The 21,338-nt window shown below is 58.6% G+C and carries 22 protein-coding genes; 14 read left to right on the top strand and 8 right to left on the bottom strand.

Going from position 1 to position 21,338, the window contains the following annotated elements; genetic code table 11:
• From VGK48_10555 to VGK48_10540, 4 genes are all read left to right on the top strand, one after another.
• The coding region (locus tag VGK48_10555; GenBank protein HEY2381605.1) for a PD-(D/E)XK nuclease family protein at nt 1-509 on the top strand (509 nt) is incomplete at its 5' end.
• Nucleotides 510-739: 230 nt separating this feature from the next.
• Complete coding sequence (locus VGK48_10550) at nt 740-3,874, top strand: UvrD-helicase domain-containing protein (protein HEY2381604.1); 3,135 nt, start codon at nt 740-742, stop codon at nt 3,872-3,874.
• Between the two features lie 34 nt (nt 3,875-3,908).
• The gene (locus VGK48_10545; protein ID HEY2381603.1) at nt 3,909-4,415 is read left to right on the top strand and encodes a hypothetical protein; all 507 of its coding nucleotides are present in this window, start codon (nt 3,909-3,911) and stop codon (nt 4,413-4,415) included.
• Between the two features lie 9 nt (nt 4,416-4,424).
• Nucleotides 4,425-5,012 carry a hypothetical protein gene (locus VGK48_10540; GenBank protein HEY2381602.1) on the top strand — a complete coding sequence of 196 codons (588 nt, stop codon included), beginning with the start codon at nt 4,425-4,427 and terminating at the stop codon, nt 5,010-5,012.
• Nucleotides 5,013-5,171: 159 nt separating this feature from the next.
• On the opposite strand, the gene VGK48_10535 is transcribed toward VGK48_10540, so the two are convergent.
• A complete protein-coding gene (locus VGK48_10535) occupies nt 5,172-5,579 on the bottom strand; it encodes a ferredoxin (protein ID HEY2381601.1) in 408 nt (135 codons plus the stop codon).
• Between the two features lie 56 nt (nt 5,580-5,635).
• Here VGK48_10535 and VGK48_10530 point away from each other — a divergent pair, with 56 nt between their 5' ends.
• Nucleotides 5,636-6,751: a hypothetical protein gene (locus tag VGK48_10530; GenBank protein HEY2381600.1), complete on the top strand. Its 1,116-nt coding sequence runs from the start codon at nt 5,636-5,638 to the stop codon at nt 6,749-6,751.
• On the opposite strand, the gene VGK48_10525 is transcribed toward VGK48_10530, so the two are convergent.
• Nucleotides 6,752-8,401, bottom strand: coding sequence for an amidase family protein (locus VGK48_10525; protein HEY2381599.1), 1,650 nt, complete (start codon nt 8,399-8,401; stop codon nt 6,752-6,754).
• Between the two features lie 365 nt (nt 8,402-8,766).
• Entirely contained in the window at nt 8,767-8,988 is a 222-nt protein-coding gene (locus VGK48_10520) for a hypothetical protein (protein ID HEY2381598.1), read from the bottom strand.
• A gap of 157 nt (nt 8,989-9,145) precedes the next feature.
• On the opposite strand from VGK48_10520, the gene VGK48_10515 reads away from it, so the two are divergent.
• Nucleotides 9,146-9,805: a hypothetical protein gene (locus VGK48_10515; GenBank protein HEY2381597.1), complete on the top strand. Its 660-nt coding sequence runs from the start codon at nt 9,146-9,148 to the stop codon at nt 9,803-9,805.
• A 115-nt stretch (nt 9,806-9,920) separates the two neighbouring features.
• On the opposite strand, the gene VGK48_10510 is transcribed toward VGK48_10515, so the two are convergent.
• Nucleotides 9,921-11,843 (bottom strand): PQQ-binding-like beta-propeller repeat protein, encoded by a 1,923-nt coding sequence (locus tag VGK48_10510; protein ID HEY2381596.1) that lies wholly within the window; start codon nt 11,841-11,843, stop codon nt 9,921-9,923.
• Nucleotides 11,844-11,985: 142 nt separating this feature from the next.
• Between VGK48_10510 and VGK48_10505 the strand changes: the two genes are divergently transcribed.
• The 5 genes from VGK48_10505 (at nt 11,986) to VGK48_10485 (ending at nt 14,211) form a co-directional block, all read left to right on the top strand.
• Complete coding sequence (locus VGK48_10505) at nt 11,986-12,243, top strand: type II toxin-antitoxin system prevent-host-death family antitoxin (GenBank protein HEY2381595.1); 258 nt, start codon at nt 11,986-11,988, stop codon at nt 12,241-12,243.
• Complete coding sequence (locus VGK48_10500; GenBank protein ID HEY2381594.1) at nt 12,240-12,656, top strand: type II toxin-antitoxin system VapC family toxin; 417 nt, start codon at nt 12,240-12,242, stop codon at nt 12,654-12,656. Before VGK48_10505 ends, VGK48_10500 begins: the two co-directional genes overlap by 4 nt.
• A 32-nt stretch (nt 12,657-12,688) precedes the next feature.
• Nucleotides 12,689-13,012 (top strand): hypothetical protein, encoded by a 324-nt coding sequence (locus VGK48_10495; GenBank protein ID HEY2381593.1) that lies wholly within the window; start codon nt 12,689-12,691, stop codon nt 13,010-13,012.
• Nucleotides 13,013-13,336: 324 nt separating this feature from the next.
• The gene (locus tag VGK48_10490; GenBank protein HEY2381592.1) at nt 13,337-13,537 is read left to right on the top strand and encodes a hypothetical protein; all 201 of its coding nucleotides are present in this window, start codon (nt 13,337-13,339) and stop codon (nt 13,535-13,537) included.
• Between the two features lie 26 nt (nt 13,538-13,563).
• A complete protein-coding gene (locus VGK48_10485) occupies nt 13,564-14,211 on the top strand; it encodes a YbhB/YbcL family Raf kinase inhibitor-like protein (GenBank protein ID HEY2381591.1) in 648 nt (215 codons plus the stop codon).
• Between the two features lie 106 nt (nt 14,212-14,317).
• Here VGK48_10485 and gpmA read toward each other — a convergent pair whose 3' ends face one another.
• The 4 genes from gpmA to VGK48_10465 form a co-directional block, all read right to left on the bottom strand.
• A complete protein-coding gene (gene gpmA, locus VGK48_10480) occupies nt 14,318-15,064 on the bottom strand; it encodes a 2,3-diphosphoglycerate-dependent phosphoglycerate mutase (protein HEY2381590.1) in 747 nt (248 codons plus the stop codon).
• Entirely contained in the window at nt 15,061-16,218 is a 1,158-nt protein-coding gene (locus VGK48_10475; GenBank protein HEY2381589.1) for a pentapeptide repeat-containing protein, read from the bottom strand. Before VGK48_10475 ends, gpmA begins: the two co-directional genes overlap by 4 nt.
• 89 nt (nt 16,219-16,307) lie before the next feature.
• Nucleotides 16,308-16,499 carry a hypothetical protein gene (locus tag VGK48_10470; protein ID HEY2381588.1) on the bottom strand — a complete coding sequence of 64 codons (192 nt, stop codon included), beginning with the start codon at nt 16,497-16,499 and terminating at the stop codon, nt 16,308-16,310.
• 263 nt (nt 16,500-16,762) lie between these two features.
• Nucleotides 16,763-17,089: a hypothetical protein gene (locus VGK48_10465; protein HEY2381587.1), complete on the bottom strand. Its 327-nt coding sequence runs from the start codon at nt 17,087-17,089 to the stop codon at nt 16,763-16,765.
• Between the two features lie 150 nt (nt 17,090-17,239).
• On the opposite strand from VGK48_10465, the gene VGK48_10460 reads away from it, so the two are divergent.
• The 3 genes from VGK48_10460 (at nt 17,240) to VGK48_10450 (ending at nt 21,255) form a co-directional block, all read left to right on the top strand.
• A complete protein-coding gene (locus VGK48_10460) occupies nt 17,240-18,460 on the top strand; it encodes a DNA repair exonuclease (GenBank protein HEY2381586.1) in 1,221 nt (406 codons plus the stop codon).
• 3 nt (nt 18,461-18,463) lie between these two features.
• A complete protein-coding gene (locus VGK48_10455) occupies nt 18,464-20,794 on the top strand; it encodes an AAA family ATPase (GenBank protein ID HEY2381585.1) in 2,331 nt (776 codons plus the stop codon).
• A gap of 131 nt (nt 20,795-20,925) precedes the next feature.
• Nucleotides 20,926-21,255 (top strand): hypothetical protein, encoded by a 330-nt coding sequence (locus VGK48_10450; protein ID HEY2381584.1) that lies wholly within the window; start codon nt 20,926-20,928, stop codon nt 21,253-21,255.
• The last annotated feature ends 83 nt before the right edge of the window (nt 21,256-21,338 follow it).

The raw sequence follows: 21,338 nt of genomic DNA, 5'->3' as shown, positions 1-21,338 counted from the left end.
TCAGCGTTCTGAACCGGTATGTGGAGTTTGCCGTGCGCGATGCGGCAGCCGGTTTCAAGACCGAGCCCGCCTGGCTGGACGCGCCTCTGCCGCCGGCGGCGATTGGCCGCGTCACGCTTGCCGGAAAACCCGATCACGTTGCCGTGCACCGCGAGGGCGGACAAATCGATGCGCTCCGGATCGATGATTTCAAATATTCGGCCGCCTCGAGTGCGACGACGAAGCAGCTGAAGCAATCCTTCCAGATTCCGGTATATGCCTATCTCGCGGCGAACGCCCTTGGCGCCGATTCCGCCGTGCGCATCGAAGGCCGATATCTGCTGCTGCGCTCTCCGGGCACGCCTGTTGTTTCGCACGCGATCGATACGGCCGTCTTCGAGGACGTCCGGATCCGCATCGAAGAATTAGTGGAGAAAGTGGCGGAGGGCCGCCTCGCCCCCGATCCGGCGGACCGGCAAGGCTGCAGTAACTGTGACTATCGCCGGCTCTGCCGGCTGTATGGAACATGAGAGTTGTACGAAAAGTCAATGAGATGGACATTCCCCGCCTTTCCAAGGCGGGGTGCCCGAGCGATCAAACGTTAGAACGATCGGGCGGGGCGGTTATCAACGAACCGCGAAGCGCACCTAATTTTGTTGAAGTTCCTAACCGCCCCGTCTGCGCCGCTAAGGAACGGACCATTTTGTTAATGGCGCAGCCACCCCGCCTTTGAAAGGCGGGGATTGTCATCTCATCGCCCATGAGCACGTTCGATAAAAACACGGTTGTCCTGGCCAGCGCGGGTACAGGCAAGACCCGGCGGCTGGTCGAGGTGTATCTCGAACTGCTCGAACGCGGAAGCGATCCTCTTCGCATCGCGGCCGTCACCTTCACGGAGAAAGCCGCTGCGGAGATGCGAGAGAGAATCCGTTCGGCGCTCTACGCAAAGCCGGGTCACTGGATGAAAACGATTGCGCTTTTGCCGGTCGCGCCGATCTCCACCATCCACGGATTCTGCGGCATTCTTCTTCGCGAGCGCGGCTTCGGGGCCGGCATCGATCCCGGATTTACCATTTTGGATGAACAGCGAAGTCTCGACTTGGCTCGCGAGGCGGCCCGTGAAACAATCCGCCAGGAAATCCGTTCCGGCAACGAAGATGTTGAACAGCTCTTTGGCGACTTTGGATTCGAAGGCCTGGTGGAGACTGTCGTGTCAGCCGGCTACTGGCTGAACAGCCTCGGCGCCGGCGAAGACTGGCTGAGGTCGCGTATCGAAGATCAGCGACGCGCCGCAGCGGAGATCGAGAAAGAGATCGCGGATGAGGTTCGTCCTTATGGCGGCGCCGATTTTCAGAAGGTCGGCGAGCTCGCGGACGAACTCGAAGGCAGAAAAGCAAAGCACGCTCTGCGCAAACGGGACGATCCGAATGCCCTGCTTCCGCGCGTCGGACAAATCGCAGGTGTTGCCGCGGCGGAACGCCTCTCCAGCCTCGTGGCTTTATCCACCGGCAGATTCCGGACGAAGAAGCGCGCCGCCGGTGCCATGGACTTCGACGATCTTCTGCTGGCAGTCCGTAATCTCCTGAAAGACGACGACACGATCCGGCGGCATTACCAGAATCGGTTTCAGGCTTTGCTGGTCGACGAGTTTCAGGACACGGACGAGGTACAGGCGGACATTATCTCGCTCCTCGCGGAGGATCCGCTGCAGCCCGGCCGCCTGAGTCCGCAGAAACTGATGATCGTCGGCGACCCCAAGCAATCGATCTATCGATTCCGGCGGGCCCGTGTCACTGTGTTCTTCCGGATGCTGAACCGCATTCGCGAGGAAGGCGGCGATGTCCAGCATTTGCAGGACAACTATCGTTCCGCCGCCCCGATCGTGGAATTTTCGAACCAGCTTTGCAGCCGGATGATGGATGGCAGGGGCAAGGTCATGGACGCCGATCCAGGCGGCATCGATTTTTCATACCGCGTCCGTTTTAGCGAGGCCGACCGATTGAAACCGAAATCGGAGGCGGAATTCCTCGGCATTACTTACGTTGCAGCTGAAGAAGGAGCGAAGGCGGCGAAAGGCCGCGAAATGGAGGCCGAAGCGATCGCACGGCTCCTCAAACAATGGAAAGCCTCCGGGCGGATCCGGTCCTGGAGAGAGGTCGCGCTCCTGATGCGGGCGATGACGAACGTCGAGGTTTATCTTTCCGCCCTTGAAGCTCATGAGATTCCGGTCTACGTCGTGCAAGGCACAGCGTTCTACCAGAAATCCGAAATCTCCGATCTGATCGCGTTTCTGGAACTCGTTCTGCGTCCCGGCGATGAGCTCCTTCGCGCGACAGTTCTCACCTCTTCGCTCTTCGGCATGACCTTCCAGCAACTGGCCGGCAGCGTCTCGCCTGCGCCCCCGGATCTTTTCGAAGAGTTGCTTTCTCATTGGTCCGGCAAACGCGACACCGCCACTGCCGCCGAGATCCTTCAGGACATCATCCGCAGGACAGATTTCGACGCCGTCATGATCGGGCAGAAAAACGGGCCGCAGCGTGCCGCCAATATCGGCAAGCTGATTGAGATCACGCGTGAACTCGGCAGGCAGGGGACGACGGCGCTGGACGACGTGGTGCGCTATCTCCGCGAGCGCGCGCACGACACCAGCGTCCGGGAGTCCGAAGCGCAGATCGTTTCGCAGGCGGATGAAGTGGTGCGCGTATTGACCATTCATCAGGCGAAGGGGCTCGAATTCGACATTGTGATCATCCCGGATCTTGCGGCCCGCACCGGCCGGAGTTCCGGCGAGCGGACGTTCTTCAGTGACCGCTGGGGGCTGCTCGCCGGCGCTGCATATGGATTGCACCGCAAACCGCTGCCGCACGCGCTGGTGCTTCAGGAAAAGCGCTGGGAAGACGACCAGCAATATGAAGAAGAAAAACGCCTGCTCTATGTCGCCGTCACCCGCGCCAGAAAAATGCTGGTCCTCGGTGAAGGATTTTCAAAACAGGGAGGTCCCTGGCTGCAGTGGATCGGCCAGGTCTTCGAGAGTGTGAACTCCGCGGCCATCGCTGCGGCCCGCGCCGGCAAATCTCAGACTGTGCGATTCAAAGGATTCTGGATCAAGGTTCTGCCGGCTTCTCAATTGAATGTGCCGGAGCAGCTTACGTTTGCAACGGACGCGATTCTTGTCGCCGAGCCCGATATCCCCCGGCCGCCGGGGCCGCGGCCGGTTCCGGAACTGGACATGACTCCTTCCGATCTCGGCGCATTGAACGGCTGCTTCCGGTTCTTCCATTGGACGCGCATCCTCGGTTTACCGGAACCCGGCTGCGAACCGTCGGGAGACACGCCGCAAATGAAGCTTGGGTCGATTGCCCACAACTTCCTCGAAACGGCGGTGAAACCTCCGGCGGCCGCGGTGCTCAAAGAGGCAGGCGTTCCGGACCTCGAAAATGTATTCGAAAGTTCGGCCTGGCTTGAACTTGCAGCCGCGGATCCGGAACGCGAGCTGCCGTTCATCATGCATCTCCCCGTCAATGGCAAAGATTGCTGGGTTCGAGGACGGATGGACGCCGCTGTCGGCGGAGACCTCCCGCGCGTCATCGATTACAAGTATGCGGTCTGGCATGAGCCTGGCGAGACGGCCTACGAGATCCAGATGACCGCTTATGGTTTGGCCTTGATGAAGGCGCTTGGAACCGATCGCGCCGTTGCAGAATTGTGGTATCTGAAAGCGCCGATGAAAATCATCCGCCGCGAGTATGCACGTGACGAAGCCGAAAGCCGGTTGCGGAAACTGTTCTCGCGGTATTTCGAGGCGCTCGATCGTGACGACTGGCCCGCTGCAGACCGGAGCTATTGTGACCGCGTGGAGTGCGGCTTCCGTGAACGATGCTGGGGTACTTTTTAGCCGCGAATGACGTGGAATACACAGATAATGGACTGTGCCTTCGTGGATATCTTCGCTCGTCTTTGCGTTTCTCGTCGTGGTCATTCCTTACACGCTGCTCTTCAGGATTCTGCTGCGCCTTCCTAAACCGGTTGGTCTGTCGCATAAACGATGGCCGACGGCCGCGAATGTCGTAGTGATCGGCGCCGTTACGGCCTGGACGACGGCTTTCATACATGGTGTCTATTACCATCGAGGCTTCGTCAATCCCGCCGGGGTGGCTATGGAATTTGTCATCGAGGCGGTCGTGTATGCGTTTGGTCTGGTGTTGCTGCTGCGGCAATTCGCCGGGCTCTATCCGGAGTTCTTTGTGACCACGGGTCGCTCGGGATTGGCGCTGCGAAAAACGGCATATCGGAACGTCACCCAGATCGAGGAACTCAGCCGTGCTTCCGGTGAGGCACATCTGCTTGTCAAGACGAGTTATGGCCTGACTGTTGCACTCACTTTGCCTACCCGCTGCGTTCCGATGCTTTACGAGCGAGTGAAGCCGCCGTTATGATCTAAGTGAATGGAACATATTATTCGGCAGTATTCGCTGGAGTCCGGCGCGCTCGAAGCCCAGTACATTGAAGAATATTTCACGGAGTTCAAGATCAAGAAAACGGCGGACGAGATCGTCAGCCGCTTGAAGGACCGCGAGCACCTGATCCTTCTCTCGATGGCGGAAGACGATGAGGGCGTGCTGATTCCGGTCGCCTATAAAATCGGCCACGAGTTGCGGGCCCACGAGACCAACGTCAAATTGTCGGATCTTGTGGGCCAGCTTAGCGATGTCGTCGAGTTTGCGAACCGCAAAATCTTCTATAGCTGGATCGGCGGAACGCGCGAGGAATGGCGCGGACAGCGGCGATATCGCGCGCTCACGGAGCAGCAGGAAGAATGGGCGCATGCGCACGGCTACCATGAATTGGTCGTCAAAACGAAGAATCGTTTTTATGGAATGCGTGCCACGCTCGATCATCTCAACTTTGACGTCGTGAAGTTCCAGCGTCACCTGCGCGACAATCGCGAGTCCAAGGTCTACCTGAGCAAGAAGATCGCGGCGGAGGTTTTGAACCAGCATCAGACCAGCCGGTCCGTGGTTGATGCGGCTTGAGCGATGGGATGAGTTTGCCTGATAACAAACTTCGAATAAGCGATTCCCATTAAACACTTCCCATTACCCCAATTCTTCACCTTGTCCCTGATCGACAGCGCCCACTCGACTAGGGCATTGCCGGAACGGTTATAGGGAGATCGGGGCAATGGGAAGTGTTTAATGGGAATCGGTTATTCGAAGTTTGTTATCAGAGGACTGGGAAGCAAATGTGTCACTATTTGCAAACATGTATTCCTGCACCGGCCGCCCCCCGACGAGGTGCTCCTGAATGATCCGCTCCAGCACCTCCGGTGTGCAGGAGTGGTACCAGATCCCCTCGGGATATACCACCGCGATCGGGCCCTGCTGGCAAACCCTCAGGCAATTGGCTTTGGTGCGATAGACACAATTTTCCGCCGCCCGGGTCAGCCCGAGTTCTTCCAAACGTTTCTTCAGGTAGTTCCACGAATCCAACCCGTCTTCTTTGGCGCAGCAGGCGGGCTTCGTCTGATCCGCACATAAGAAGATGTGGCGGCGGATCTTGTTGATCCGCAACTGATCGGCCAGTTCTTCGAGGCGTTCCACGCTCCTATCTTAGCCGAAGCTGGAGGCCGCCGTGCAGTGGGGATAGGGGAGGTCCTATGAAACTCCTCTTGTGTGCATTTATATTGGCAGTCTCGATTCCCCTGCTTTCATTCGGACAAACGATTCAGACAGGATTTGCGGTGGTCACACCCACGTCGGGAACCGGCGCCGGATTAAGCATATCCGAAATATTCGGCGAACAGGTCGACGGCAATTTCTTTCAATCGAGCGTGATTGCGAGTCCACTGGTGACGCTCACCGATGTCGTCATTAACTCGAATCCCGGCACAGGCGTGAACACGGGAATTGCGATAGTCAATCCGAACAACACCCCTGCAACGGTGACGTTGACGCTGGGAAACGAGCAGGGAGTCACAGCGGACACCAGGACCCTCACGCTTGGGGCGCATCAGCAGATTTCCAGGTTCATCACAGAACTGTTTTCTGGTAATTCTCTTCTTACCGCGCCGTTGACGGGACTGGTATTCATCAGCTCCAACGTTCCGGTGGGTGTGCTTGGCCTGTCGTTCACCGGGTTTTCGTTCACCTCTTTGCCGGTGGCAACACAGCTCTCGGCCGGTAGTGTCCCGGCCACCGGAACGACCACGGTTCAAACCGGCATCGCTGTGGCGCCGGTGACGATCGCACAGCAAATCAATCCGATTCCGACCACGATCTCGCAGCTGCCGGCGACGTTCCCAGGTCTTGAGCCGACGCCGTTGCCGACCACGGTAACGACCCCGATAACGGGAGTGGCGCCCGTTACTTCACTGGCACCGATAACGGGTGTGACGCCTGTTACTTCAGTTGTGCCGATAACGGTCATCCCGGTGCCGGGAACTACGACAACGCTGACGGGAACAACCGGAACAATCACAACTACCGCGACCTCAGTGCCGACGACGATTCCGGTTCTCTCGCCTTCCGTTATCGCGTTTCCTCAGTTGATGCTGAATGTCGGCGGGCCAGGCGCACAGCTCCTGCCTCAGGTGGCGACGGGCGCCGGCTGGGTGAGCCAGATTACGATCGCCAATCTTTCGGGAGTTGCGCAGGTCGTCCGCATCGATTTCTTCACTCCGAACGGCGCGCCCCTGACGCTGCCATCCGGATCGACCGCGCAGAACATCGCGATTGCTCCGGGCGGCGTCACGACCATTTCGACTGTGCAGTAGTTACGGAAGGGGCGGCGGAACACGGCGTTTCGTCGCCTGTTCGAAGGAATATCCCAGCTCGATCAAGCGGGGCTCGCTGCAGGCCATTCCGGTGAAGCTGACACCGAACGGGGACGGCTTCGGATCGAAGCCGTCAGGAAATAATCCGGCATTGGGAACCATTGCGAAGGGCACGATGATTGTCGGATAACCGGGTCTCGCCGCGAGCGCGGCTCCGCCGGCGCCGGGAAACAGAAGCGCATCGAGGTGTTGTCCTTTCATGACTTCATCGATGCCGTGAGTTCCGGCAAGCGCGATATCCCTGGCACGGTCGGCTTCGTACCGCGTCCGGTCCGCCTCGAGGTCCATTTCATCCGAAATATCCAGATTGGACTGGCCGTATTTTATGGCGCCACCCCGCTCGTGCTTCAGATTCCACTGGCGCAGTTCCGTTAATGTCTTCACGCGCGCGGCCGGTTCAAGGGTGGAGAGCCAGCGATTGAAATCCCGCTTCATCCCGTATTTCAGGACGACGGAACAATTCCCATCGTTGCCTTTGGCATTGCCGGCTCCTGAACAGATACCCCAGAGATCGATGTTCTGTTGCGGGTCGCGATCGATCACGCTCGGTATATCCGCCGGATCGACGATGACGGCGCCCTGCTGTTTGAGGATGTCGATCGCATCGTCCATCGCCTGGGCGCGGGCTCCGGCAAGCCCATCGTAGAACGAGGCGCGCGGGATGCCGATTCGGGCGCCTTTCAATCCGCCGCGTTTGAGGAAGCGCGTGTAGTCGTTGTTCGGCGGGCGAGGGCAGCGGTTGGTCGCGGCATCGTTGGGATCCGCCGACTTTCCTTCGAGGACGCCGAGAAGAATGGCGGCGTCGGCGACACTCTTTGCCATCGGACCCGGTGTGTCCTGATCCGCAGTGATCGGAATCACGCCGTAACGGCTGATGCGGCCGACAGTTGGTTTGATTCCAACGAGCATCGTCGCATTGGAGGGAGTCAGGATCGAACCGGACGTTTCAGTGCCGACATTCGCCGCCCAGAAGTTTGCCGCCGTCCCGATTCCGGAACTCGAGCCGCCCGGAAACAGCGCCGCCCGGCCGTCGCTGCTTTCGCGTGGATCGCGTCGCGGATCATAAGGGTTCAGGCCGTAGCGGGAGATCGGATTGTAGTTCGTGGGCATCGGCGTCGGCGCGCCCGCCACCCAGTTTGCCAGTTCCGTCAGGCTGGTTTTCGCGATGATGATCGCGCCGGCATCCCGCAGATGTTTTGTCAGTGTCGCTTCATACGGCGGCGTAAATCCGTCGAAGGCCAGCGCGCCGCCCGTCGTCGGCATGTTTGTGGTTTGAATGATGTCCTTCAATGCGATCGGGATTCCATGCAGCGGCCCGCGCAGTCTGCCGCGCGCCCTCTCACGGTCGAGCTCCTCGGCTTCCTTTAATGCATTGGGGTTTACAGTGATCGTGGCGCGCAGTTTATCGTCGTACGCCGCGATGCGCGCGAGATACTGCTGCACAATCTCGCGCGACGTCACGCGTTTCTCCTTCATTGCGCGCTGCATATCCGGAATGGTGGCTTCGATGACGCTGAACGATCGCTTCTGTGCCCGCGCCGCAAGAGCGGAAAGCGAGAGGAGAAGGACAAAGGTTAAGAATCGTTTCATCTTCAACAAAGAGATTAGACAGAAGTCTATTGCACCATTGCAACATTGGAAGTTTTTGCAGTTCTAAATCTGAAATGCAGCAACTTCTAATGCTGCAATGATGCAATAGGCTTACGCCTCACGGCGGTTCCACGACCAGCGCAAGCGCTTCCGATTCGCTGCTTGCGCCGAGCGCCGTGTAGCCCGCCGACTGAATGAACTGGACGAGCCGCTGAAGCCGGATTTTATTGGGATGATAAATGAGGATTGTTGGAGTTCAGTCACTCGACACTCGTACTCCACTGCCGTTCGAGGAAATTTGACCGTATGAAACAGGGAACTTATGTTCTTTGGCGTACACGGATCAGACGAGGCCAACGCTGAATTCAGGCCGCCGGCGTTCCGCTGTTCGGGTCATGGCCGCTGCCCTGAGCCTCGCTCATGCGGCCCATGGCAATCCTTCCCACCAGCCGCCAACGCGTAATCATCTGCTTGTGCTTATTGCAGTTAGGGAAGGTTATTCCCCGGTACAGGACAAGCTCGTCGCCGCAGCAATAATTCTTGTAGATGCCGTGTTCTCCGTTAATCGAACCCGCTAAAAACTCCATGATTGCTATTGTTCCTCGCATCATTGGGACATTTATCCGCCGATGCTCAGGCAATACCGGTACCAACATCCATTGCGCACTCCGCAACTCGATTTAATCATTACATTGACCTTCGTCTGCTTTGTGCAGTACAAGGTTTCTCAGAGGAGATCTCACAATGAAACATTTCGCGTGGTTTCTTGTTTTTGTTTTGATCGCGGCTCCGGCTTTTGCTCAGGACACGGAGGAGGCTGCCCTTCGTGATATCGGTATGTTCGGAGTCTATGCGATCGGCGATCTCGCCCTGGTGGATATTCAGAGAGGGAACGAGCCGGTTCAGCAATTGAAGCGCTTCTTTTCCGGCGCAGGACTGCCATTGACGTCCAAACAGGAAAAAGAGTTGAGCGTCGCCGTCGATGATGCCGTCAAGGCACTCGAAGCGAATGTTGGAAGCGAGGATGCCTCGCGGCGGGTCAATGCGGATTACATGAAGAAGCTCAACGACACGCTGACTGCGGACCAGCGTACGGCGCTCCGGCGGTATCGCGTGGATCAGATCATGATGCGCGGCGGATTTCAGGCTTTGAAGTTGATCATGGAAACGGCGCAGGTACCGTTGATGGGCGATCAGGAGAAACAGGTTCAGGCGGCATACGTTGACCTTGCGAAGCAAATCGGTCAGCTGCCCAAGGATGCGAAAGGCAATGTGGATCGCGATCAGGTTTCAAAAATGGAAGGCCAGCAACTGGGAAAGGTCGTGCTTTTACTGAATCCCGATCAGCGCCGCGCCCTTCTCAACTCGCGCAGAGGCCCTATCAATTATCAAGTGAAGCCGTAAACGGAAGGGAACGGTTTTTAGCCGCAGATGACGCGGATGACGCAGATGGGGGCGCAAAAACGAACTTCATGATGCGCCCCCATCTGCGTCATCCGCGTCATCTGCGGCTAAAGGCCTACTCTACCGAAAACGCCAGCAGCAGATTTCCACCCGACGCGCCGCTCGTGATGGCGTAGCCCGAACTCACGAACAGCATCCCTCCCGAAATGACAGGACCCGACACCGAGATCGCGCCGCCGTGGGCCGGCACCTGGTTCACGGTGCCGAGTTCCTGAGCCGTGTTGAACTCCCAGATCTGCGTTCCGTCTGCCGCAGAGACTGCATAGAGATGGCCGTTGGACGATCCTTCAAAGACGACTCCCGGAATGGCGGTCGGTGCGGCGCCGAGCGCGCCGCCGTTGGCCGGAGGCTTGAATGCCCACAGCTTCTGTCCTGTCGCGAAACGGAACGCGACAAGCCCGCCTCCGCCTGCACCGTAATACAGGTTCTGATCGTCGGCAGCGCCGCCCCAGACGATGTTGCCGCCCGTGCCTCCCCTTTCGACCACAGGTTGTCCCGTCGATGCGAGAACGCGATAGAGCAGAGCCCCGTTATTGTCCGGGTCGAGCGCGATGATGTGCCCTTGCTTGGTTCCGACGAACAAGGCGCGCTTTCCGTCCGGCAGCGTTTTCAAAATCGGTGAGTTGCCGATATCCAGATCCGGCCCCATCGGACTCGGACAAGCCTCGCTGTGCACCGGCCCGTTGCATCCTCCCATGAAGACATCGTTCTGGTCTGCCTGATAGGCCCACAGGACCTTGCCGGTATTGATGTCCATCGCCATCACGCCATCGGTAGTCTTGGGTGCTGGACCTGTTGTCGCATCACCGGTGCCGATGTACGCGGCATTGCGAACCGGATCGATCGTCGGAGAGTTCCACACGCCGCCGCCGCCGGGCGCATAAAGGACAACGCCGTTGGACTGGATCTTGACGGGCTTGACGTCGCCGGGAACAACCCATGTCTTCCAGGAGATCTTGCCGGTATTCGCATCGAGAGCAACCAGGCTTCCTCGAGATGTGCAGCACGGGTAGTCCGGAGTACCGCTGCTGAACTCTTCGGAGGAAGAGACCGGCACAAATACCTTGCCGTTGTATACCCGCAAGCCTGCTGTGATTCGCGCGACGACGTGCGAATCCACCTTGGTTTTCCACAGCATTCTTCCATCCTGGGCATTCACGGCGAAGATGTTGGCGTGGGCGTCGCCGAAGAAAACTGCGTAGCGCGCATTGCCCTGCCCGCCGACCGGCGCGACGGTGAGCGAGCCGCGAACAATGGATCCACCCTCGAACGACCAGTAGACGCATCCGGTCGCCGCATCCAGTGAATAAATGAAACCGTTATCGCTTCCTGCAAAGACACGTCCGGCGGCGATTGTCGGCTGCGTGTTCGAGGTTTCGCCGGTAGGGAAGCCGAACGCCCATTTCAATTTCAACCGCGGTACATCGGAGGCCGTCAGGCGCGCGGCTCCGCCGCTTTGAAAACGGGTATTGCTGTTGTCGTTGCCCCAGCCGTTCCATCCCGCGCCCGCCGCCGGATCCGTCATCGCAGGATTGTTGGCGCACTTGTTCGGCATGTCTCTGGCACTGCCGGCTTTTGAACTGCCCAGCGGCCTGCCCGAGAGGAACTCCGCGATTCGGCGCTTTTGAACATCCGAGAGTCCCTGCGACTGATCCTTCATCGAGCCCGTCATGAGCGATTCGTAGATCCGCTCCGGAGTCATTTCACGGATCTCCGCAGCCGGGGTAGCCAGGTCCACGGTGGGATTGAGATGGCAGATTGCGCATCGCGTTTGAAATGCAGACCAGCCGCTTTCCGTTCCCGGCGTTCCCTGGCCTCGCTGTCCACGCTGCCCGCGGCCTTGCCCAGCGGGCGGCGCCGCCTGCTGGCCGGGCGCAACCGGCGCTGGACCCCGCTGCGAATAAGCAGTCAGCGCATAGGTCGCGAACGCAATCCATAAAGCAGCAAGAGTTCCTGAAAGGCGCAGTCTTCGTGTCATCCCAAGCTCCTTGATCTATTCCTGTGCCGGAAATCATGCCACATCCGGTCATAAATTGCGGAACATGAACCGGTTCAACGCAAAAGTTTCCCACCTTGACCCGCTTTTTGACGTCGTGACCAGATATAGTCATAATCAGGTCATGAAGACCACCAACGTCTCTGAATTAAAAGCAAAGCTGAGTGCGTTCCTGGCGGAGGTTCGACGGGGCGGGACTGTTCTGGTTTACGACCGAAGTACTCCGATTGCGCGGCTGGTTCCGGTCGAGGATGAGCCGGATGATCTGGTGGTAATCGAGGCAAGCGCTTCACCGTCGGACTTGAAGCGGATCAAGCGGGTACGTCCCCGGAAGCGGATTGATCTCGACAGTATCCTTCGGGAGGCGCGGGGAGATCGATGAATATCTATCTGGATTCGAGCATCATTTTGCGCGTTTTGCTGGATCAGCCGCGACAGTTCTCGCAATGGGGCGAGTGGGAAAAAGCGTATTCCAGCGAACTGCTCGGCGTCGAATGCCGCAGAGTGATCGATCGGCTTCGCCTGGAAGGCGCGCTCGATGACGAGGCGCTGGCTCAAACCGTCGAGGAATTCGTGAAGATCGAGAAAACAATCACACGTGTGCGTGTGACGAAATCCGTCATCATGGCTGCGGCCAGGAGCATGCCGACTGTCGTCAAGACGCTGGATGCTTTCCATCTTGTCAGCGCGATGGCCATTCGGGATCGCCGCGCATCCGATCTTTGCTTCGCGACGCACGACAGCCAGCAGGCGACTGCCGCCCGCGCCCTCGGCTTTTCATGTCTCGAATCGTAACCCGGCCGATGATGATGGTCCGGCTATGAACTGTGTCCGGCGCCTTTCGCCAGTTTCTGGCGCACGAGGATGCGGATGGTCTCCATACACTCCTCGCAATCCCGCAGGTGTTCGACTTCAGCGGGCTTGAGGACCGTTTTCTCCTCGACGACCTCGTACAGTTTGCGATTGTCGATATGGCCGGATTTCATGCGCCTCCACAGGGGGAGGTGCAGCATGCGTTCCCATCGCGTAACATCAATGAATCGTCGCGGCGGGACGCTCGGGGCGTGGAAGTGTTCCAGGGTCAGGCGGCGGGCTCTTTCCGGCCGGATGGGGATGGCGGCAGATCCAAAGGCTGGTTTAAAAACACGTAAAAAACGCCCTGGCAGGTTTCGCACCGGTGGATGTGCTCACGTTCCCACGGCAGCAAGACCACAGTGCCTGTGGCGGCGCCGAGCAGGCGGCGGTTTTCCACGTGGTTGAGAATTGGCGGCTGGCTTTGTGACCCCATGTTAAATTGCAGAGATTGTCTGCATTTACATTGCCAGAAAGTTCTTCTTACTTTGCAACAATTCGCAACGCGGCCGGCGCTGGAGGTGGCAGGCTGCTGCCACGATTGTATTCCCGGCCGTCCAAATATTATGGGGGGACCACGCTCCGGTTGAGGCTCCTCGCTCATAGGACGTCGGCGACAACGGATGCAGCGGTTTAAGGTGGGTGATCGCGTAGCAGTCCTGCCTCGATTTGTGAACCTGTTTCCAGCAGATTCCGGCACAGTCATGGAAGTGACGCCGGACCCTTTCCGTCCACATTTCAACGAATATGCGGTCGAGTTCTCCGACGGTTCGAAAGCGAACATTTTCGAATTTCAGCTCACCGCTGTAAACTTGCCGCGATAGTTTTTCAATCCTCGGGAGGAGAAATCATGAAGGTGAAGCTTTTACGATCCCTGGTGATCGTGATGCTCGTTGTCCTGGTGGTCGGAATCGGTGTTGCGGCTCAGGCGCCGCAGGGCCGTGGCGGTGGCCGCGGCGCAGGCAGCGGCAGCGGACGCGGCGGCGGGCAGCGCGGACCGGCCTTGAATGTGACGTCATCGGCATGGCCGGATGGCGGCGAAGTTCCGATGAAATACGCCGGGCGCGGTGGAAACATGTCGCCCGCGTTCGAATTCAACTGGATGAACGGCACGGCTTCGGCCATGCCGCCGGCCAATCTGGCGAGCTACGTTTTGATCATGCACGACATCGAGAACCCTCCCGGCCGCGGCGGCCCGGACACATTGCATTGGATGATCTGGGACGTGCCGGGATCCGCGAAAGGATTGGCCGAAGGTCTTCCGATGGGCGACCTGCCGGATGGCACCAAGCAGTCGACCACCAATGTCGGCCGCGGCGGCTACTTCGGCCCCGGCGCAGGCGTCGGCCCTTTTCATCACTATGTATTTGAGTTTTACGCTCTGGATACCAAGCTGAATCTACCTGCCACGGCGACTCGCATGGAGGTTATGACAGCGATGGAAGGACACGTCATCGGCAAGTCCGCCTACGTCGGCCGCTTCCACGCGACGCAGTAGCCGTACCTGTGGGCTCGGTCATGCAAGGTTGTGAATGAATTAAGCGCCGGAGGCGCTTCCGGCGCTAATTCGTTCACACCTTCATAGTCCGCGCCCATAGTTGCGTTTATTTCTTCTTCGTCTGATCCGCGACCTTCTGTGCCGCTTTTTCCACTGCCGTCGGATCGCCCAGGTAGAAGTGCCGGCTCGGCGTCAGGTCGTCATTCAATTCATAGACCAGCGGGATACCGGTCGGAATATTCAAGCCCACAATATCGTTATCCGAAACATCGTCGAGGTATTTGACCAGCGCGCGCAGGCTGTTGCCGTGCGACGCAATAAGCACGCGCTGCCCGGTTCGCACGGCGGGCGCGATGGTTCCGTGCCAGTAGGGAAGCACGCGTTCGACAGTGTCTTTCAGGCACTCGGTCAGCGGAGCTTCGCCCGCTTTGAGGTTCGCATATCGAGGATCATGGTGCGGCGCGCGTTCGTCGTCCGGAGACAAGGCGGGAGGACGAATGTCGTAACTTCTTCGCCAGACCTTCACCTGCGCTTCGCCGTGTTTCTCGACGGTTTCGAGTTTGTTCAGTCCTTGAAGGGCGCCATAGTGCCGCTCATTCAGACGCCATGTCTTAACGACCGGGATCCATATCCGATCCATTTCATCCAGCGACAGCCAGAGCGTCCGGATCGCGCGCTTCAGGACCGAGGTGTATGCCACATCGAAAAGATAGCCGTCGGCCCGCATTTGCCGGCCGGCGGCATGCGCTTCTTCGACACCGGCCGGACTGAGGTCGACATCGGTCCAGCCCGTGAAACGATTTTCGCGGTTCCAGGTGCTTTCTCCGTGGCGTAGCAGGACGAGCGTCTTCATGGCTGCATGCTCCAGAATACCGCGCCGGCCAGCGTGATGGCGGCGATGGCGCGCAATGGCCGCGCTCCATACCCGCACGTCAGCCAGAGAAGGGTGTACGGTGAGAAATACCGGCGAAAGAAGTACAGTCTGTCGTTCCCGTCGCGGCGCTGTTTCCGGCGGACTTCCATTTCACTATAGAGAAGATCTCCGAGATCCCGCGTCGTATCGGCCTTTTTGAGATTCGCGCGGATGTCCTTGTAAAGTTGCGCGAGCTTCTGCGGATCGGGCGTGTCCTTCTGGATCTCGTCGAACACCACGGACCTTTTCGTCGAGTTCAGCAGCCCTTTCATCGGCCACTTGGGATTTTCAAAGTGGATGCCCGCAACGTTCGTTCCCATCAACGTGATTTTTTCAAAGCTGATGTTTGAAAACCTCACTTTATCCGGCTGGGCCAGCGTTACCGACTCGAACCGGATTTCGGGCGCCAGGCCCTCCGAGCCCGCCGGAGGCGAAAGAACAAAGACACTTCTCAGTTGAGCCTCTTTGAAGTCCACAAACTGAAGAAAGACGACGCCCTCGAACAGCGCCGCGCCGCCGAAAGTGGCGGCGCTGAAATTGACGGGATGCGTGCAGCGGGCACCGGAGAAGTCCGCATCACCGGCAAATGTTACGTTCTTATAGATCGATTTGCATTCGAGTTTTGCGCCGGCAAAAAGCGCCTTTCCGTGAAACGCCGCATCCGGAAAATCGGCATACGCGATGAACCGGGACTCCCGGAAATCCGCATCCGCCGCGAAATCGACTGCGGTGAAGCGGGCCGATCCCCTGAAGTTTGCGCCGCGAAAAGCCGCGCCGTGTCCGAAGCGGCTCTTGCTGAAGAGCGCCCACGCATGAAAGGAGGTGTTCGAGAAATCGGAATCGCCTGAGAACTCGATTTCTGAGAAATGCGCGTCATGGTTGAAAGCGGCGCCGGAAAAATCTGCTTCGCCCTGGAATCGCGCTCCGGTAAAATCGGCGACGCCCTTGAAGATGGCACCATGGAAATTGGTCCGTCCGGTGAACCGGGCATTGCGGAAGGTGACTTTGTCCGAAAATTCCGCGCCGTTGAAATCCGCGTCGTTGAAGTCTTTGCCGTCGAAGTTGGTGATCTCTGTGAATGCGGCCTTACTCATGGTGTTGTCTTTTATCGGAGTTGGTCGTTTTTTTCAACCGCGCCGAGCAAACGTTTGCGTCAGAATGAGTTCCGGACACCGTCCGCCAATCAGGCGAGCAGCGCAATGGCGCGATCACGCGATTTTCGCGCTAACCCCACACCCGTAGTAAAATTCCGGTCGGCCTGCTGCTGCTGTGCCTGGTCGGCACCTGACTGTGCATAATTGTCAAAAAGCGCGGCATAGAGTTTCTTGATTGCGTCCTCGTATGCGGAATGAATGAGTTTTTGATCAGGATTCATGGCGTAATATCATACGACACCGGTGTCTCCGATCATGCCGGCCTTCGCGTTGCAGAGAAGACCGCGCCCCTATACCGATCAAGAACCGGTATAAGCCCAAATTTTGTCAGTCTTACGGACGACGGCGGTTTGAAATTCTTGATCACTCTGGATCCGCCATGGGCAGCCATTTGGGAAAAGAAAGCGAGAGAGCAGGCACCGTTCCGGCAGGGTAAACTGGAGTTATGCGAGATTACAGAGAGTTCGCCGGTACCATTCGCAGCTTAATGTGGATTTCTGCTGGTGTTGTGATCGCCGTCGTTTATGCCGTGCGGCACTTCGCCCACTGATTCCGGTTTGAAATTCTCCACACTTTTTGTTCTTTCATCCGCAACCGCCGCCGTCGCCTGTGGCGTGCCTTTTGTCACGACAGACGCCTTCGATGTGGCGCGCCGGGTCAGCATCGTGCTGGCTGTGGTCTGGGGTATGTCGGTGATATACGGGTTATTCCGGCACAGAAGAAAGACGCTCTGGCTGCTCTCGGGACTTCCATTGGCGGTGTATTGGCCTGTTGTTCTGAAAGCAGCCGCCTGGGGCTGTGCGCATGGCATCCGGCCCGCATGTTGACACGAACGCGCCGCCGCCTGGCGGCCTGGTTTTGGTTCCGGCATCCAAAGTAGGTAGTCGCTGGTTTTAGCCCGCGTTCGATTCAACGAGACCAAAAGACCTGATTTGTCCGGGATTCGTTCTAAAAAGCCAATATGGAGCCTTTGCGATTTGTGCATGCGGCGGACCTGCACCTGGACAGTCCGTTCCGCGGTATTGGCGATGCATCCGCATCTTTGAAAGAGCAGCTGCAGGCGGCAACCCTTGGCGCGCTTGACCGCGTCGTGGACCACACGATCCAGTCTCAATCCGACTTTCTGGTCATTGCCGGTGACATTTACGATTCGAAAGACCGGAATCTCAGGGCGCTGGTCTCCTTCCGGAAAGAGATGGAGCGCCTTGCCGAACGCAACATTCCGGTTTTCATCGTTCATGGCAATCACGATCCGTTGAACGGTTGGGGCAGCGGATTTCAGCTTCCGCCGAATGTGGTGACCTTCGGCGGACGCACCGACACCGAGCCGTTCATCCGCCGCGGACGCGAAGCCGCAAAGGTTACCGGCGTCAGCTATATGAAGGAGCGCGTGACGGATAATCTCGCGTCATCGTTTAAGCCGGCCGAGGACGCTCCTTATTCGATCGCGGTTCTGCACGCGAATGTGGGCCACCAGAGCGGTCACGCCGATTATGCGCCGGCCACCGTCGGCGAACTCGCGTCGGCGGGATTCCATTACTGGGCGCTTGGTCACGTCCATACCCGGTCGGTGCTCGCTGCGGAGCCTGCCATGGTTGTGTATCCCGGCAATACGCAGGGGCGAAACCCGCGCGAGACCGGCCCTCGCGGTTGTTATCAGGTGGACGTGGACACCTTCGGCCGCGCGCATCTCGAGTTCGTCGATACCAGTATCGCCCGCTGGATCCAGATCGAGCTGTCGATCGCCGCGCTGAACAGTATGGATCAACTGGTCGATACGATGCTCGACAAGGCGCGGGCGGAAAAGGCGGCGTTCGAAGGACCGATGGTCGCCCGCTGTACGATCCGCGGGAATGGATCTCTGCATCGGGATCTGCAACGCGACGAGATGGACGAGGAACTGGCGGAGGTTCTCGGCTCCGCGGTCATTCCCGAATCGGTACGCATCGCCACCGGGCCCGAACTCGATCTTGAAACACTCGCCCACACCGAAACGATGGTGAGCGACTTTCTGAACCTCGCCGGGCGCGCGATGGAAGATCCCGAGATGCGCCGGCGCATGACCGATAGTCTATCGCCATTGTTCAGGCGGAAAGATATGCCGCCCCTCGACGAGGGCAAGCTCCGGGAATGGATCCAGCGCGCCTCGGCGATGGGCGTGGATCTGTTGCTGGATTCGTAGCTGATGAAGATCGAAAATATTCACGTCGACGGTTTCGGGGTCTGGAATGACAAAACGTGGGGGCCCCTGGTCCCCGGCCTGAATGTCTTTCACGGTCCGAATGAGACCGGCAAGAGCACGTTGATGGCGTTCATCCGTGCGATGCTGTTCGGTTTTGAGAAGCGCGGCAGCGCCAGGCGCTATGAACCTGTAAAAGGCGGCTCGCACGGCGGCTCACTGGATCTTGTTGTGGGCGATACGAGGCTTCGCCTTGAGCGGACTCCCGGCCGTCACGCGCGCGGAAGCGTTGCCGTCTACACGGGCGATGCCGCGGGAGATGAGACGGCGCTCGAACGCCTGCTTGGCGGGACGACGAAAACGCTCTACCACAATGTCTTCGCGTTTGGTCTCGAAGAGCTCGAACAGTTCCATACGCTGCAGGAAAGTGAAATTGCGACGCACATTTCCGGCGCCGGTCTCGGCATCGGGGCGTCCCGCTGGACCGCCGTCCAGAAAGATCTCGAAGACCGGCAGGGCGCCCTCTTTCTTCCTCGCGGACAGAACAGCACCATCAACGTCGCTTTCAAGGAACTCGAATCCGTCCGCGACGATCTCGATCGCACGGAACATCAGCCGCAGGACTATCTCGCGGCGCATGAAACGCGGACCCGGCTCGCGGTCGAACTTTCCGGTCTCGAAGAAGCCGTCGCGGAGGTCAGCCGCAGGATCGAGCACTATGCGAAGCGGGTCAAGAATCGGCCATACGTCGAGCGCCGCAACAAGCTCGAAGCTCGCATAAAGGAGCTTCCCGTCGTCGATACTTTTCCCGAAGGCGGCATCGAGCGGCTCGACATGCTTGTAAAGCAGCAGCGGTCGTTGCTCGACGAACGCGCCAGGAACCAGACCGCGGCGGAAGGCCGCCGGCTCCGCCGGCTGCAGATGAACGTGGATCGGGAGGACTGCGCCCGCCATTCCCAGGTGCTGGAATCGCTGCGTACGCTCGCGCCGCGAGTGGAGGCCGCCCGCCGTGTCTACATCGCCGGAGTCGAGCAGCGCGATGCCATCGCCCAGCAGAAGCATGCTCTCGTTGCAAGTCGTGGTCAGATCGTTCCGCCGTCGTGGCCCGCATTCCTTCTCTTCATCACTCTGATGTGGGTGGGAGTGACCGGTTTGATTCTTGCGACCCATCCTTACCCTGGAGCGGCCCTCGGCGCCATCTCGGTGGCGGCAATGCTCTGGTACCGGGATCGCGTCAAACGTGCCGGAGCCATCGAACAAGAGGTGACTGCCTGTTCCAGTCGTCTGGACTCCTGTGAGAGCGAGCTCCGCAAAACCGAGATTGAAGCCTGGGAGATCGAAACCGAAATCCGGAAGCTCACGGGCAAAAACGAGATCGCTCAAGCCGACATCGACGAACGGGCGGCCGATCTCGACCTTCTGCTCAAGGTGAACGACAGCCTGCGAAGCCTCGAGGAAGCGTCCGTTCACGCCGAAGCCGACCTGGCGCGCATCAACCAGCAGTTCCAGGAAGTCGAAAGTAATATCGCCGCGTTGTTCGCCGAAGGAAACGCCAAGACGGAAGACGAGTTCCTGCAGCGGGCGGAGATCTTCAAGCAACGGCAGCAGCTTTTGAAAGAGCTGGAGAAGATTCCACTGGAAACGGCCGAACCCGGCATGCTCTTCGACATGCGCGCCGATGAGGAAGCCGCGTTCCAGGCCGCCCAGAGCGAGCTGACCGAACTGGAGCAGAGGCTGGTGCAGGCTCGCCACGAAACCGGCCGGGTCGAAGAGCGCATCACGATGATGGAACACAGCGAGGAACGCTCGCGGGCGCTGTCACGCCAGGAAACCATCCTGGCACGAATTGATGAAGCCGCCGAGCAGTGGGCCGTGATCACGCTATGCCGGGCCCTTCTCGACGAGACTCGGAAAGTCTACGAGACCGAGCGGCAGCCGGAAGTTTTGCGCCAGGCTTCGGGATTCTTCAGAGTCATGACCGAAGGACGCTATGTTCGGGTGATCGCTCCGCTCGACGGCGGAGATATCCAGGTCGAACGCGCCGACAGCATCCGGCTGGCGCCGCAATTGTTGAGCCGCGGCACGGCCGAGCAGCTGTATCTTTCGATGCGGCTGGCCCTGGTTCGTGAATACGCCAACCATGTCGACGCGTTGCCCGTCGTTTTCGACGACATTTTCGTGAACTTCGATCCCCAACGCAGCCGGACCACCTTCAAAGCCCTTTCCGACCTCTGCACCACCCATCAGGTTCTTCTCTTTACCTGTCACCCGCATCTCGTGAAGCAGGTTTCGGAAACGGTTCCGGAAGCAAAGATCTTCGCACTGGCCGAACTGTAGAAGGCGCGGTCTATAACCGCGCGGACATTGCTTCGATTTCAATAATGATCCAGCTGATATCATGGTGGTGTATCGTGCAGAGCAACTTTCAGAAAATAAGCTATCGGGGTAAATCGAGGAGGTCGACAAGAATGGCTGAGACAGTCACGCTGCAGGAAGCGCAGGAGCATCTGGGAGATTTGATCGCCAAGCTAGGTCCTGACGACGAATTCGTGATTACGCAGGCGGAAGACCCGTCGCCAAACTCGTGGGACCAGCCATTACCGTCAAGCAGCCGCGGCAGCCTGGGAGTGCAAAAGGCAAACTCGTCATGCATTCGGAAGACGATGAACACGACAAACCTGCCGTTTCATCACCGCGATCCCTTCGACCGTCTCATCATTTCACAGGCCATTGTTGAAGGTATTCCTGTTGTTGTCGAGGACAGGTTGTTCGATTTATATCCGATTCAACGTCTTTAGTGATTCCTCCGATGGAACGACGGACGGCGAGCACAATCGCGTTGGGAATTAATTACTCACTGTCCCCGACCGGGTCGCTGACG

This window comes from Terriglobia bacterium (genome assembly GCA_036496425.1).
GTDB lineage: Bacteria > Acidobacteriota > Terriglobia > 20CM-2-55-15 > 20CM-2-55-15 > 20CM-2-55-15.
This window is presented reverse-complemented; position numbering and strand designations above follow the sequence as displayed.